At 62.3% G+C, this 13,702-nt stretch carries 12 protein-coding genes and 6 pseudogenes; 9 read left to right on the forward strand and 9 right to left on the reverse strand.

What is annotated here, in order from left to right:
• Both JCM19049_RS02790 and JCM19049_RS02795 read left to right on the forward strand, forming a co-directional pair.
• The coding region (locus JCM19049_RS02790) for a hypothetical protein (protein ID WP_279402331.1) at positions 1-503 on the forward strand (503 nt) is incomplete at its 5' end.
• Between the two features lie 202 nt (positions 504-705).
• Positions 706-1,062, forward strand: a complete 357-nt coding sequence (locus JCM19049_RS02795) for a hypothetical protein (protein WP_054820735.1) — start codon at positions 706-708, stop codon at positions 1,060-1,062.
• 96 nt (positions 1,063-1,158) lie between these two features.
• Here the strand turns inward: JCM19049_RS02795 and JCM19049_RS02800 are convergent, their stop codons facing one another.
• A complete protein-coding gene (locus JCM19049_RS02800; RefSeq protein ID WP_054820736.1) occupies positions 1,159-1,359 on the reverse strand; it encodes a hypothetical protein in 201 nt (66 codons plus the stop codon).
• 175 nt (positions 1,360-1,534) lie between these two features.
• Here JCM19049_RS02800 and JCM19049_RS02805 point away from each other — a divergent pair.
• Positions 1,535-3,216: pseudogene (locus tag JCM19049_RS02805) on the forward strand (ATP-binding cassette domain-containing protein).
• A gap of 284 nt (positions 3,217-3,500) precedes the next feature.
• Here JCM19049_RS02805 and JCM19049_RS18225 read toward each other — a convergent pair.
• The 4 genes and pseudogenes from JCM19049_RS18225 to JCM19049_RS02815 all read right to left on the reverse strand — a co-directional run bounded on the left by JCM19049_RS18225 (position 3,501) and on the right by JCM19049_RS02815 (position 5,452).
• Complete coding sequence (locus tag JCM19049_RS18225) at positions 3,501-3,800, reverse strand: VOC family protein (protein WP_374700217.1); 300 nt, start codon at positions 3,798-3,800, stop codon at positions 3,501-3,503.
• Positions 3,800-4,039 carry a VOC family protein gene (locus JCM19049_RS22095; protein ID WP_374700218.1) on the reverse strand — a complete coding sequence of 80 codons (240 nt, stop codon included), beginning with the start codon at positions 4,037-4,039 and terminating at the stop codon, positions 3,800-3,802. Before JCM19049_RS22095 ends, JCM19049_RS18225 begins: the two co-directional genes overlap by 1 nt.
• Positions 4,040-4,073: 34 nt before the next feature.
• Positions 4,074-4,463, reverse strand: a pseudogene (locus tag JCM19049_RS18235) (VOC family protein); the annotation flags it as partial.
• A gap of 113 nt (positions 4,464-4,576) precedes the next feature.
• On the reverse strand, positions 4,577-5,452 hold the full coding sequence (locus tag JCM19049_RS02815; RefSeq protein WP_054820737.1) for an SDR family oxidoreductase: 876 nt from the start codon (positions 5,450-5,452) through the stop codon (positions 4,577-4,579).
• A gap of 555 nt (positions 5,453-6,007) precedes the next feature.
• Here JCM19049_RS02815 and JCM19049_RS18240 point away from each other — a divergent pair.
• From JCM19049_RS18240 to JCM19049_RS02825, 3 genes and pseudogenes are all read left to right on the forward strand, one after another.
• Positions 6,008-6,211 (forward strand): hypothetical protein, encoded by a 204-nt coding sequence (locus tag JCM19049_RS18240; RefSeq protein ID WP_279402332.1) that lies wholly within the window; start codon positions 6,008-6,010, stop codon positions 6,209-6,211.
• A 375-nt stretch (positions 6,212-6,586) separates the two neighbouring features.
• Positions 6,587-7,654, forward strand: a complete 1,068-nt coding sequence (hisC, locus tag JCM19049_RS02820) for a histidinol-phosphate transaminase (RefSeq protein WP_054820738.1) — start codon at positions 6,587-6,589, stop codon at positions 7,652-7,654.
• Between the two features lie 89 nt (positions 7,655-7,743).
• A pseudogene (locus JCM19049_RS02825) lies at positions 7,744-9,052 on the forward strand (amino acid permease).
• A gap of 105 nt (positions 9,053-9,157) precedes the next feature.
• Here JCM19049_RS02825 and JCM19049_RS02830 read toward each other — a convergent pair.
• Both JCM19049_RS02830 and JCM19049_RS02835 read right to left on the reverse strand, forming a co-directional pair.
• Positions 9,158-9,854: pseudogene (locus tag JCM19049_RS02830) on the reverse strand (DNA alkylation repair protein).
• A 106-nt stretch (positions 9,855-9,960) separates the two neighbouring features.
• A complete protein-coding gene (locus JCM19049_RS02835; RefSeq protein WP_279402333.1) occupies positions 9,961-10,455 on the reverse strand; it encodes a protein-tyrosine phosphatase family protein in 495 nt (164 codons plus the stop codon).
• A gap of 573 nt (positions 10,456-11,028) precedes the next feature.
• Here JCM19049_RS02835 and JCM19049_RS22100 point away from each other — a divergent pair.
• From JCM19049_RS22100 to JCM19049_RS22110, 3 genes and pseudogenes are all read left to right on the forward strand, one after another.
• Positions 11,029-11,076 (forward strand): annotated as a pseudogene (locus JCM19049_RS22100) (hypothetical protein); the annotation flags it as partial.
• A 104-nt stretch (positions 11,077-11,180) separates the two neighbouring features.
• Positions 11,181-11,978: an NAD(P)-binding domain-containing protein gene (locus JCM19049_RS22105; RefSeq protein ID WP_306420651.1), complete on the forward strand. Its 798-nt coding sequence runs from the start codon at positions 11,181-11,183 to the stop codon at positions 11,976-11,978.
• Positions 11,979-12,389: a hypothetical protein gene (locus tag JCM19049_RS22110; RefSeq protein ID WP_306420652.1), complete on the forward strand. Its 411-nt coding sequence runs from the start codon at positions 11,979-11,981 to the stop codon at positions 12,387-12,389. It abuts the gene before it with no gap.
• 104 nt (positions 12,390-12,493) lie between these two features.
• On the opposite strand, the gene JCM19049_RS02845 is transcribed toward JCM19049_RS22110, so the two are convergent.
• Positions 12,494-13,363: an ABC transporter substrate-binding protein gene (locus tag JCM19049_RS02845; RefSeq protein WP_279402335.1), complete on the reverse strand. Its 870-nt coding sequence runs from the start codon at positions 13,361-13,363 to the stop codon at positions 12,494-12,496.
• A 57-nt stretch (positions 13,364-13,420) separates the two neighbouring features.
• Positions 13,421-13,702: pseudogene (locus JCM19049_RS18245) on the reverse strand (hypothetical protein); the annotation flags it as partial.

Genomic DNA, 13,702 nt, shown 5'->3' on the forward strand with positions numbered 1-13,702 from the left:
CTGCTGGCCGGGTTGTGGCTGCAGCTGTGATGCGCGGCAGCTCGGCGGCGGCGCTGGCGATCGGGCTGCTGCTGCTGGCCGATCTGTTCCTGATCTTGCGCCGGATCAGCCGCAAGGTGCTCTACACCTCGGCGGATCGGTGGATTACCCGGGCCACGATGGGACTGTTCTTCGGCACGACGCTGGTGATGGTCCTGACGAATTTCACCGCCTGGGTTCCCACGCTCGGTGTCGAGGCCCTGGCCCGGCCAGTGCATGCGGCCACCGCGCTGCTGGTACTGCTCACCTGCCTGGCGGTCAGCGCGATGACGTTCTTTAATCCCATGGGGATCTATGTGAACCTCGGCGCCGCCTGGATGGCCCTGTGGATTGCCGTGGCCGCCTATGACGGTCCGCGGACTTCCGCCCCGGTCGCGATCTGCGCCACCATCGGCACCGCGCTGCTGCTGATTTGCCTGCTCAGCAGCGTGCGCATCCGGGTTCGTCAACTCACCGGCGACTGAGCTTTCGCGCCTGCCGATTTGGCCCATGGCACACGGGCCTTGGTCTCCCCCGGTGTTCGCCCACAGCGGGATTACTGGGAGTTTTCCATAATGAGCTGGTGTTGCTTGAGTCGGAACAACGCGCTGGCTAGGGTGTAATCAGTAGCTTTCGTGGTGTCCCCATCATGGAAGCGCTGGGGAATCCAAAGGAAAGAGGGAACGTATGTCCAAGACCAAGAAGAGCTTCAAAGAAGTCGAGAAGTCGCTGAAGAAGCTCGCCAAGAACGCGAAGACTGAAATCCCCCAGGAACTGAAGGAAAGCTGGAGCAAGGCCATTGCCGGTGTTGATGCTGGGGCCATCAGCGACGCAGGCGCCAATCTGGTCAGCAACGTGACCGGGAACTCCAAGGCTGCCAAGCGCACCCGCAGCTCCGTCGAGGATGCCGTGAACCGCGCGCAGAAGGCCTTGAACACCCAGAAGAAGGGCTCCAAGGGACGCAAGTTCCTGATGTTCCTTGTTGTGGCCGGTGTAGCCGTCGCCGCCGCCGTGGCCGCCAACAAGAAGACCGCCACGAGCTAATTCCCACACCCAGTTTTGGCTCACGCCCCGGAACGCTCGTCGTTCCGGGCGTTCGCGTCTACCCGCCGGGCCGGCGACGCAAAGCGTCCCGGGCCCCTATTTCTTTCCGTACTTCCGGTGTGCCGCCTGTCGGCTGATGCCCAAAACCGTCGCGATCCCCGACCAGCTCATCCCCGCGGTGCGGGCGCTGCGAACCGCGGCGGCCTCACGACGGGCCAGCTCCTTTTTCTGGGCCACGATGTCACCCAGCTCCCGGATGGGGTCCCGTCCGTCATCCTGGCGCAGATCCGTTTTCATTTCCCTGTACCCTTCTGCCAAGTTGTCAATTAAAGGTGACACGGCTTGCCACGGCCGTCAATGGATGTTGACAACCATGCCCGATGGCTCCGAAACGCCGACGATCAACCGGCGATGGCACCGCAGGCAATGGCCGCATGAACGAAGGACGCCGACGCGTCGATAGGATGGAGCGGTGGCACACATCGACGTATCCGACATCCAGTACTTCCTTTCCGACGGCACACAACTCCTTGGCGGGGTCAGCTTCAAGGTCACCGAAGGTTCCAAAACGGCCCTGATCGGCCCCAACGGCACCGGCAAGACGACGCTGTTCAAGATCATCGCCGGAGACCTCAAAGCCGATGACGGCGCGGTCAGCCGTTCCGGAAGCCTCGGTATCATGCGTCAGTTCATCGGCCAAGTCCGCGACGAAAGCACCGTGCGGGATCTGCTGCTTTCCACCGCCACACCGCAGCTGTCGGCCATTGCCGAGCGGTGGCCACCCTGGAAGCCAAAATGCTGGAGTCGGAAGACGAAAAAGTCCACATGAAGTACGCCGAGGCGATCATCGAATGGGGTGACGCCGGCGGATATGAGCTGGAAACCGCCTGGGACAAGGTCTGCATGGCCGCTCTGGGGGTGGAATTCGAGGCGGCGGCAGGACGCCTGGCCTCCACGCTCTCCGGCGGTGAGCAAAAGCGTCTGGTTCTGGAGGCGTTGTTTGCCGGACCCGATGACCTGTTGCTGCTTGATGAACCGGATAACTATCTGGATGTCCCGGGAAAACAGTGGTTGGAGCAGCGGCTGAACGAATCGGCGAAGACGGTGCTGTTCATCAGCCACGACCGGGAGCTGCTGGATAACGCCGCCACTCGGATTGCCACCCTTGAACCCGGGCACAGCGGCGCCACGGCGTGGGTGCACGGCGGCTCCTTCGGCAGTTATGTCGAGGCCCGCCGCGAACGCAACGAACGCTTCGAAGAGCTGCGCAAGCGCTGGGACGAGGAGCATGCCAAGCTCAAGGAGCTGGTGAACATGTACAAGACGAAGGCCGCGTTCCGTTCGGACATGGCCAACCGCTATCACGCGGCACAAACCCGGCTGGAAAAGTTCCTGCAGGACGGTCCCCCGCAGGCAATTCCGCTGGAACAAAACGTGCAGATGCGCCTCAAGGGCGGGCGGACCGCCAAGCGTGCCGTGGTGGCCGAGCGGCTGGAACTCACGGGCCTGATGAAACCCTTCAGCAACGAGATCTGGTTTGGCGACCGGGTGGCCGTTCTGGGATCCAATGGGTCGGGCAAATCCCACTTCCTGCGGTTGCTCGCCTCCGGTGGCACTGATCCAGAACGCGAACACCTCCCGGTCTCGGACGTCGAGATCGCTCCGGTCAACCATGCGGGCACGGTGAAACTTGGGGCACGAATCCGCCCTGGCTACTTCGCCCAGACGCACACGCGCCCGGATCTGTTCGGCCGCACGCTGCTGGAGATCCTGCATCGCGGCGACGAGCACCGCAGCGGGCTGCCCCGCGAAGTCGCAGCCGCCGCCCTTGACGGCTACGGCCTGGCCGGACAGTCGGAGCAAAAGTTCGAATCCCTCTCCGGTGGGCAGCAGGCACGCTTCCAGATTCTGCTGCTGCAGTTATCCGGTGCCACCCTGTTGCTGCTCGATGAGCCCACCGACAACCTGGACCTGCATTCCGGGGAAGCACTGGAACGCGCCATCAACGCCTTCGAGGGCACGGTGGTGGCCGTAACCCACGACCGCTGGTTTGCCAGGTCCTTCGATCGGTTCTGGGTGTTTGGGGCCGACGGACGGATCTACGAGTCCGACACCCCGGTATGGGATGAGCAGCGAGTGCAACGCCAACGCTGAGTCGGCGCTTTCTGTCACATTGAGGGTGACAGGGGTGATTTGTGGGGTGAATATTCCGCTGACCACGGTTTTCTCCACAATTTGAGGAACACTTAGAAGTGAGTGGTACACATGGGGGAGCCATTTGTTCGCAAATGACTCAAGTACCGGACGTCAGCCACAACTCGCTCAGGTCGGCGTCATGCTGGGTCCAGCCGCACCGTGCGTGCTGGACCCTAGCCATTCTGCCCGCCTGCCGGAACCGGGAAGTCTCCCTTTCTTCACAGATCGGTCAAGAACGGCATCTAGAATTCGTCGATCACAATCTTCTTCATCCCCATGAGTTTTTCGAACGCACCGGGCCGCTGCATCAGCTCCCCCATGTTCTGGGGGACAATCTGCCAGCTGACACCGAACCTGTCGGTCAACCAGCCGCATTGCTCAGCCTTAGGGACGGCCGAGAGCGCCTCCCAGAGCGCGTCGATTTCAAACTGGTCACGGCAGGCAACTTCCAGGGAAACTCCGGGCGTGAAGGTAAAAGCCATCTCCACTCCGGAATCCATGGCCGAGAACGTCTGACCCTTGAGAGTGAAGTCGCTGTACATCACCGACTCCGTGGTGACCGGCGGATTGGCCTCGGATAGTGGAAGCGTTGCCCCGGCTTGCTGTCGCTGAAAGTGGCCACGTAGAAGTCCGCGGCTTCGGCGGCCTGGTTCTGGGCCGGTCCGCAGAACATGAGGCACGGAGTCAAGAACTGGGGCACCGTCTCCCCCTGTACCGCCAGGGTCAACTGCCAGCTCACCCCGTAGCGTCCTCCACCCACCCGTACCGGGACTGAACTCATACTCGTCCAGCTCCATCATGACCTGTCCGCCCTCGCTCAGCCGCTGCCATGCCTGGTCCAGCGCGGTCTGGGTTTGTCCCCGATCTCCCCCGAAGAACGCCGGGTGGAAATTGGCGGTGAAGGAAATGGCGGGATTGGGCCGAAAATTGTCATCGGCGTTCACCAGGGTAATCCTTGTGCCGTTGACATCAACGGCGACCGTCAGCGGTTCCCCTGCCAACGGTTGCTGGAAGTCCAGCAGGCCCTGGTTCGGGTACCGCGACTCAACCTCACTGGTGGTGCGCGGAAAAATCCCTGCGTAGAAATCCCCGACTTCCTGCGCATTGCCGTTGCACCAAATATTTGGAACGATATGGGCCATTGCTGCCTCCCGGCTTTCCCGACCACAGGCCTGTTGAACAAACGCCAGCCCTCCTGACGCCATCGGGCCGCGGGCTGCAAGGCCCGGACCTGCGCAGTCCTTAGCCTACCGAGAACGCCGAAAGGCCGGTACCCTCTGAGGGAAAATCGCTGCCCACCGAGCCGGGACAGCAAGGATCAGCCTCTGCCGTCCGGTCGGGCTTTGCTCTGAGCGGCGGTGCGGCCGGTAAAGCCATCCATGGACCGGTAGATTCCCAGCGGCCCTCCGGCCAGCCGGTCCCACAGCGAAGTGGGCAGCAGCCCACGCAGCACTTGGCCCAGCTTGCTTGTCCACGGCATTAACACAATCGGGGTGCCACGCAGCATCGCTTCCCACGCCTTCCTCGCAACCTGTTCTGGGGACAAAATCGGCGTGAACAGCATCTTGTTGACCCCGGCGAACATCCCCGTGGAGACATAAGTGGGGCAGAATGAAGTGATCTTCACCTGGTGTGCCCGGGCCCGCTCCAACTCCAAACGAACCGAATCGCTCCAGGTCAACACAGCCGCCTTGGAGGCCGCGTAAACGCTCATGTTCGGGTTGGAGACCAGGGCCGCCGCCGAGGCGATCGTCAGGATCCGCCCCGGGCCGCGGCTGGCCAGCATCCCGGGAAGGAAGTGGGAGGCCAGGTACATCGGAGCTAGGGTGTTCACCGCAAGGGTGGCCTCAATGTGGTCGGGCTCCTGGTCCGTGAAGGCTCCGCCGGTCACGACCCCGGCATTGTTGATGAGCACTTGCACCCCACCATGGTGGCGTACCTTCTCGGCGGCGCGCTCGATCGATGCGCGACTGCTCAAGTCGACCACTTGAGCATGGATTGCCACCTGCGGGTGCTGCTGGCGCAACTCATCGGCGGTGCACTGCAGCAATTCTTCCTTGATGTCCCAGAGGAACAGTGACTGAGCCCCCTCCGCCGCGGCCGTCCGGGCAAAGATGGCGCCCATGCCTTGGGCGGCACCGGTGATCAGCACCGTCATCCCCCGCACCGATTCCAAGGAGTCTTGGTGATTCATCCTCAGTCCTTCCCCCGCTTTCGATCAGCGGATCTTGTCGCAGGCGTCTACGCCTGGCGGAGCCGGCCATCACCTTATATGTAGATTACGTCACAGTAACCCATGGATGACACTGAGATATGGCCGGGGCGGCCCTTCACCCCTGAACCAGGGCCAGAGACCCCACCGAGCGGTGCAGAGAATGCAGCCCACGCGCTATTCGGGAGAGGACTTTCCCACCGGAACGGTAATCTGGGGTGAGACCCAAGCCACCAACTGCGAGGACCGACCCGTGCGACTTGATCGATTGGATGCCCAGCTGATCCAATTACTCACCGACTCCCCCATGCTGCCAGCCATGGAGTGCGCTCGTCGGCTGGGGGTCGCCCGCGGAACCGTGACCAGCCGCCTGTCCCGACTCCAGGACAACGGGGTCATCGAGGCGATCGTTCCACGGATCCAGCCGGCCGGTTTCGAATACCAGCTGGTGGCATTCTGCTCCGTGGAGATCAACCAGAAGTTCGGACACGAGCGGGTCACCGGTGCCTGGCGCGCAGCATCCCGGAAATTATGGACATGTACACGGTCACCGGCGACTTTGACCTGCAGCTGCGGGTCGTGGCGCGCAACGCCTCGGAACTTCAGGATTCTTCGACCGCATTGCGCAGGTGCCGGGGGTCGCCCGAACCTCCTCCGCGCTGGCCCTGCGCGAGCATTTTCAGGGCCGCACCCTCCCGCTCGTCCAGGCTCAGGCAGACCGGGAAGATTAACAGGTTCTAGCTATACAGTCTGTATAGTGAAATACCTCCGCCGTAGCCAGAAGTTGGTCAATTCGCACAGTGTGGTGCGCACCACTTGCAGTGGGCGCAATGAGACTTCTACCATCACAGTTCGTGATCCTGTTCACCGAACAGGGCTTTAATTACGGCCAAGCACGAGGATCAGAATCCGGGGAATGAGCACGCAATTCCAGCTGTCGACCACATTTGGTGTCCGCGTTGGCGCGCGGCACCGATACGGCAGTCATCCCCCGGCCCGGCACTGGTTGATGTCCTAGTCTCGCGGCCGCGTCCAAACGCTTCCCACCTGCCACTGCCCGTACCGCCGCCACCGCGGCCACCGGGAGGGCGCATGTTCCATTCAGAGAGGAATGTCATGACCATCCACCACCGCCCAGGCCTGGAGCTGGTACCTGCCTACCGTCAGGGAAAGGCTGCCGCCCCGGGAGCCTCCAAGCTTTCCTCGAATGAATCTCCGCACCCTCCGCTGCCCTCGGTCGTCAAGGCGGTGGGCCACGAGCTGGAAATGATTCACCGCTACCCGAACATGGGGGCGAGAGACGTCATTGCCGCGCTGGCGCAAAAGAACGGCGTCCAGCCGCAGAACATCACCCTGGGCTCCGGTTCGGTGGAGGTGGCAGCCCAGCTGATCCACGCAGTCGCCGGTCCCGGCGACGAAGTGATGTTCGCCTGGCGCTCCTTTGAGGCCTACCCCTCCCTGGTCCGCGTTTCCGGCGCCGTGCCGGTGCAGGTGCCGTTGGATGAGAACTACGGCCATGACCTGCCGGCCATGCTCGATGCCATCACCGACCGCACCCGTCTGATTTTCATCTGCAACCCGAACAACCCGACCGGCACCGTTCTGGAGGCCGAGGCGCTTGAGAAGTTCGTCGCCGCCGTTCCGCGCAATGTGCTGGTGGTCATCGATGAGGCGTACGTGCATTTTGACCGTTCAGAGGTTCGCGCCGACGGGCTGGCCCTGTTCGCCAAGTACCCGCACGTGGCCGTGCTGCACACCTTCTCCAAGGCCTACGGCCTGGCGGGTCTGCGCATCGGCTACGCGATCAGCCCAGAGCCGGTGGCTGAAAACCTGCGCAAGGTCGCCGTCCCGTTCGGCGTGACCAACCTGGCCCAGGCCGCGGCGGTGGCCTCTCTGGCCGCCGAGGACGAACTGGCGCTGCGGATCAACGAGGTCGTTGAACAGCGTGAGCGGCTCTACCAGGGCTTGATCGCCGCCGGTTACCCGGCCGTGCCGTCCCAGGCGAACTTCGTGTGGGTACCGGCCGGTGAGGGCACCAGTGAGCTGGAGGCAACCCTGGACGCCGGCGGTGTGGTGGTGCGCGCCTTCCCGGGCGAGGGGCTGCGGATTTCCTCGGGGACCGCCGAGGACGTGGACCGGGTGCTGGCCGCCCTGGCTCCCAAACTGTCCGGGGTCAACGCATGAACGGGGCTGATGTGAAACACAGGACCACCACCAAGAGCACTGACTCCAATGCGCTGCATTCGGGTCTGACCCGCTCCCAGATTTCCATGATGGGCCTGGGCGGGGCCATCGGCGCGGGTCTGTTTGTCGGCTCGGGCCAGGCGATCTCCATCGCAGGGCCCGCCGTGCTGATCTCCTACCTGCTGGCCGGGACGATTGTCATTGTCATCATGGCCATGCTCGCCGAAATGGTGGCCGCCAACCCGTCCGCCGGTGCCTTCAGCACGTTCGCGCACAAGGCCCTGGGCCGCAGTGCCGGCAGCACCGTGGGCTGGCTGTACTGGATCCAGCTGGTGGTGGTGATTGCCGCCGAAGCCACCGGCGCCGCCGCGATGCTGGTGATCTGGTTCCCCGGCATCCCCCAGTGGGCGTGGGTACTAGCTTCGTGGTGCTGTTCACCGGCATCAACCTGCTGGGTGTGGGCAACTACGGCAAGTTCGAATTCTGGTTCGCGTTCATCAAGGTCGCCGCCATCCTGGCCTTCCTGGTGCTCGGTGCCCTGGTGATCGTGGGCGTGATCCCCACCAACCAGCCCATTGGCTTCGCAAACTTCACCGCCCATGGCGGGTTCGCACCGGCCGGCATGGCTGGCATCGCTGCGGCGCTGCTGATCGTGATCTTCTCCTTTGGCGGTACCGAGGTCGTTTCGATCGCGGCGGCCGAGTCCGATGACCCGGCCGGCAACATCAAGCGCACCGTCTCGCAGGTGATGCTGCGCATCCTGTTCTTCTACCTCGGTTCGATCATCGTGATCGTGGCCGTGCTGCCGTGGAACTCACCAGAGGTTGTCGAGGGCCCGTTCGCCGCCGTGCTGTCGGTGCTCCACGTGCCGGGGTCGAACTGATGATGTCGCTGCTGATCGTGGTGGCCCTGCTCTCGGCCATGAACGCGAACATCTACGGCGCCTCGCGCATGCTCTACTCGCTGGGTACCCGCAAGATGGCCCCCACCGCAGTCACCCACGTGACCGGCAAGGGTGTTCCGGCCAACGCGGTGGTCTGGTCGGTGTCCTTCTCGTTCATTGCGGTGGGCCTGAACTGGATCTGGCCCGATGCGGTCATGCCGCTGCTGCTGAACGTGGTCGGCTCAACCATCATCGTGATTTGGTCGTTCATTGCGGTGACCCAGTTCGTGCTGCGCCGCCGGGCAGATCGCGAGAACCTGCAGATGCCGCTGCGCCTGTGGGGCTTCCCGTACCTGTCGTTGGCCACCATTGCGGCGATGGCGGCCGTGGTGGGCATTGCAATGACTGACGCGACCGCGCGCACCCAGTTGCTGCTGACCCTGGGGTTGACCGGTCTGCTTTGGCTGGTCTCCAAGCTCAGCTATCGCAACCGCCAGCCACAGAACGTCGCCTAGCTGTCGATTCCCAACAGGTGAATTGCTGAAGGCTCCATCGCAAATTGCGGTGGGGCCTTTCTGCATGTGTGGGACGGGTGAGGCCGCAGATGCGGGGCGCCGGGATTATTGGGCCGCGGCTTGTTGGCGGCGCACCATTTCGTTGATCCATTCCGGGGCGAACGGTGAGGTGCAGCCCGGGGAGGTGGGGTAGTCGGCTAGGACTTGCAGCCTGTTTCCGATGGCCAGGGCCGTTCGCGGTGCTCTGGGTGGCTGATGCCGATCTGGGCCAGTGTGGTGTTCATGGACCACTGCAGACGTTCTGGCGCGGCAGCCATCTGCTCCTCGATGGTGTCCAACAAGGCTGCAAGGTCCAGCAGTTGTGGGGCCTTGATGACCTGGTGGGCCGTCAGCTCCCAGCCTGCGCTGGCAGTTACGGGATCGCGGTCCGCGATCCACAACTGCCGCAGCGGTTCGAGGAACTTGCCCTTCTTCACCACGTAGTTCAGCAACCAGTCCTGCACCTTGGGAACCCTGGCCTCGCGCAGCCAAGCATCGAGCTGCTCCTGGCTGAAGGCTTGGGGCGGCAGATGAGTAGCGCCAGCAGCCGCATGGTGCTCTCCCCGCTTTGCCAGAGCTCCTCGGCCAGCTCCTGGTTCGTTTTCAGGGTCTTCGCCATCGCCCGCAATTTGGTCAGGTTGATGCCGAAGTCATTGCCCTGCTTTTCATTGACGGCCCGCATCCGAGGATCCTCAAGACGCTGAATTTCGTCCCGAATCGCCACGATGCTGCTGCCCGGGTGAAGTTCGTCCCGTTTGGTCATGCCGTGCTCGCTCACCGTTTCTCCTCGTCGTACGTTACCCGTGGCTGCTTCACGATCCCGGTCTGGGGCCCGTCCCCCAACTTTATCGCCGCGCTCGACGGTGCTCCTAGGCGAACAAAATATCGTCCACAGTACTCAGCCAGCGACGCTGAAACACGGTTTCGACCGCGCGCGGAGAGTAGCGTTCCCTCACCCACTCGACGGCGCACCCGCAACGCATCCCGGCAAGCATGACCATGGCCGTCAGCGCCGTACCGGTACGTCCAATACCTCCGCGGCAACTAATGAGCACCCGCTCCTCGGCGCAGCGCTCGAACGCCGTTCGCAGCTCGTTGAGCGCTTGCCCGGTGTCGGTGGGGGCCCGAAAATCCGGCCATTTGATCCATCGTTGGTGCGGATCATCCTGAACCGGCCTGCGCCCAGCCAGGCGGACCAGCAGCTCAGGCGGTGGGGTCAATTGGAACGCGATTCGCCTGGGAAGCCCACGGACCGTGCTGCCGTTGGGCAGCACCAGTACGCCTTCGATTGATTCGTCCCAGGCCACCATGCAGCAGAGCTTAGCAAGAGATGGCGCACGGGCGACATGGGCCAGGATGCCCACAGGGCAAGACCTGCCCCGGATGCCGGGAGCATGACGCTATTCGTGATAAATCAGGTCACCAATTTGACAGCGTGCCATCTGAGAATCGGGTACGGAATATTGCCTAAACCTCTCCGGCATTCGTTAGCTGCATTGCGCTCCCGCACGTTCTGGATTTCAATCGTATTCTGTAATCTGATTCCACACATTTGCGCCAAAACATTATCCGAATATTCGTCCATATACCATGGATCGCCTATCAAATGCAGGGTGTTAATTTCCTACTCAGCACGGAATTTCTACGTCGATCAGCGCGTCGCCCGCTTGGATCACGCGCATATTTCCGCAGGTGCGGAGCCGAGTTCTGCTAGACTGAAAGACATTGGCTCCCAGAATTGGTGAGATTTTTCCTCGGCAAGTGACCACTTTTTGTTGCGTTTAGCCGAGATGGCGGCTGGTGCCTGTTCTTCCGCGCGGCGAACATCAGTCGAATTTTTTTGTTTGGTTTGCCGCGCGACGAATGAGATCAGGCTCTAAGCCGGAGAGGTACTATTGGCACAACGCGTCGCAATTATCGGTGCAGGACCCAGCGGAATGGCGCAACTTCGAGCGTTCGAATCCGCGAAGAAAAAGGGATCAGAAATCCCGGAAATCGTCTGCTTCGAGAAGCAGGATGACTGGGGTGGGCAGTGGAACTTCACCTGGCGAACCGGGCTGGACCGCCACGGTGAGCGGTGCACTCAAGCATGTACCGGCATCTGTGGTCCAACGGGCCGAAGGAAGCACTGGAGTTCGCGGAATACACCTTTGATGAACACTTCGGTCGACCGATTTCCTCCTACCCGCCTCGCGCTGTGCTGTGGGACTACATCAACGGCCGCGCCGAAAAGTCGGGGGTGAAGCAGTTTGTCCGCTTCAGCACGATCGTACGGTGGGTCGACTTCGATGAAAGCAGTCAGAAGTTCACCCTGACCGTTGAGGACCTGAAATCGGGTACGACCGAGACCAGTGAATTCGATCAGGTGATTGTCGGTTCCGGACACTTCAGTTTCCCCAATGTCCCCGACTTTGAGGGGATTGAGACTTTCCCGGGTCAGCTGCTGCACGCCCACGACTTCCGCGGCGCGGAGGGCTTGGCCGACAAGGATGTCCTGCTGATCGGTGCGAGCTACTCTGCCGAAGACATCGGGGTGCAAACCTTTAAGATGGGTGCCCGCTCGGTCACCATGAGCTACCGCAGTGCCCCCATGGGCTTTGACTGGCCAGAAGGCATGGAGGAACTGCCGCTGGTGGAGCGGTTCGAAGGATCCACCGCCCACTTCAGCAACGGCGAATCACGGCGCTTCGATGCCGTGGTGCTGTGTACCGGCTACCTGCACCACTATCCGTTCCTTCCTTCCCACCTGGCGCTGTCCTCCCCCAACAACCTCTACCCGGATACGCTGTACCGCGGGGTGGTCAGCGAAGCGAACAACAAGTTGTTCTACCTCGGCTCGCAGGATCAGTGGTTCACGTTCAACATGTTTGACGCCCAGGCGTGGTAAGTGCGCGATGTGATCCTGGGGCGTGCGCAGCTGCCGGGGAAGGCCGAGCAGCGCCGCAGCATCGAGACCTGGCTCGATCGGCTTCACAGCCTGGAATCGGCCGCCGATGAGGTTCATTTCCAGGCCGACTACATCCGGGATCTGATCGAGCAAACCGATTACCCGATGTTCGATCTGGATGAGGTTTCACGCATCTTCCTGTCCTGGAAGAACGACAAGCAGCACAACATCCTCAATTACCGAGATCAGGTGTACCCATCGGTGATGACCGGAACCATGGCGGCCGTGCACCACACCCCGTGGTTGCGCGAGCTCAATGACTCGTTGGAGCGCTACCTGTCGGTGCCCGAGGAAGACGATCTGGAAAAGATCATGCGCGGGGCCGACCAGGACGTTCAGGCCCGCAGCTAGCGCGGCCACAGGCTCACGCGTTCGCTCGTTGGCCAACGCATAAGGCCCTGACGAACCACCCGCGGGGTGATTCGTCAGGGCCTGTGACAGTGGCCTAGGGGAAGCTAGCCCAGATCCGCCTTGCGCAGCCATTCTCGGGCGATCTCCGAGGCGGGCAACTGGTCCGCCACACTGCGCCGGTTCATGTTCAGCAGGTCCTCGGGTTGCATGGCGGCACTGACCTTGTTGATCACGTCCTCTGCTCCCTGATCCACGTTGTCACTGGCCAGCGGGACCACGTGGGAGGCCAGGAACAGCCCCTTGGTGTCCTTGATCGACACCAGCTTGTTCTGGGCGATGGTTGGGTCGGCGGTGTAGATGATGGCCAGCTGAATGGAACCGTCATTCAGTGCCTTGACGGTCAGCGGGCCACCGCTGTCCTCGATCGGGGTGAAGCCCACATCGACGCCGTAGGTTTCTTTCAGGCCCTTCGGTCCGTTGGGGCGTTCCTCGGCCTCGGAATTCGCCCCCATGGTCATTGGCTCGGTGACCTTGGCCAGGTCGTCAATCGTCTCGACTCCCCAACGCTCGGCAAACTCCTTGGTGACCGTGTAGGAGTCCTGGTCGGTGGCCGGGGACTGTTCCAGCACGCGCAGCCCCTCCGGGGCCGCCTTCTTCAATGACTCATAGACGTCATCGGACAGACGTGCCTCGGTGTCCGGCTCCCAGTACTGCAGCAGCGGACCGGTGTACTCCGGGAAAAGATCGATGTCTCCGGACTCCAGCTCCGGAACATAGACCTCACGCTGCCCAATGCGGAACTGGCGGTCCACGCTGTAGCCCTCGGCCTCCAGTGCCTGGGCATAGACTTCAGAAATGATTTCGCTGGAGTAGTAGTCCTGTGAACCGATGACAATCGGCTCGCCCTTCCCGGATGCTGAGGACTCCCCGGAATCCAGTGGATCACCGGAGCCGCAACCGGCCAGCGCAAACATTGCGGCCAAACCGATGATTCCGGTTCGGATCATTTTCCTCATGGTTCGATCTTCTCCTTATACCTGGCTGCCGTTGCCGGACAGCTCCGAATCCTGTCTTTCACGGGCCGCCGGGCTCGCTTTGCGCCGTGCACGTCGTTGCCACATAGCCAACAGGATCTCTGCCAGCACGGCAAGCACCGCGACAAGAATGGCTCCGGCGAGCATCTGGGCGTAATCCCTGGTCTTCAGGCCGGCGAACAGGTAGCGGCCCAGCCCGACGTCGGCCGTGTACGCCGCCAGGGTTGCGTGGCAATGACCTGCAGCACTGCGGCGCGCACGCCGCCGATGATGACCGGA

Source organism: Arthrobacter sp. JCM 19049, from assembly GCF_001310435.1.